Raw genomic sequence first — 456 nt, forward strand, 5'->3', positions numbered from 1 at the left:
CCACCACCAACCACTCACAACATAACCACCCACACCCACAAACAACCCACACCAAAACCACACCACGAATCAACAACCCAGCCGAAAGCAACAGAAACAAACGACTAAAACTGAAAAAATCGCCTTGGAACTTTACTAAAATTCGCATTAAGGCCACCAAATACCTGCTGATTTTCCTTGTCTGCGCATGGACAGGTATCACTTTTGCAGGCCGGTTTGTCCCGATCCGCCAATTTGTTCCCGATTTATTCACCGGAGCAGCAGGCGGCGGCGCAATGTTTGCCGCAGTATTTTACGGATTCATGACTTTCTTCTTCGCCCACATCATGCGCGAAAAAGTGTGTCTGCATATGTGTCCGTATGCACGTTTCCAAAGTGCAATGTTTGACACAGACACGCTGATTATTTCTTACGATACCGAACGCGGCGAACGTCGCGGCGCCCGCACGAAAACCG

At 49.1% G+C, this 456-nt stretch carries 1 protein-coding gene; it reads left to right on the plus strand.

What is annotated here, in order from left to right; translation table 11 throughout:
* A partial coding sequence (locus tag ACTHTS_RS11175) for a 4Fe-4S binding protein (RefSeq protein ID WP_440370078.1) occupies positions 1–456 on the plus strand: 456 nt, incomplete at both ends.

The sequence above is a fragment of the Neisseria sp. P0019.S003 genome, assembly GCF_051957115.1.
GTDB classification, from domain to species: Bacteria; Pseudomonadota; Gammaproteobacteria; order Burkholderiales; family Neisseriaceae; genus Neisseria; species Neisseria flavescens_D.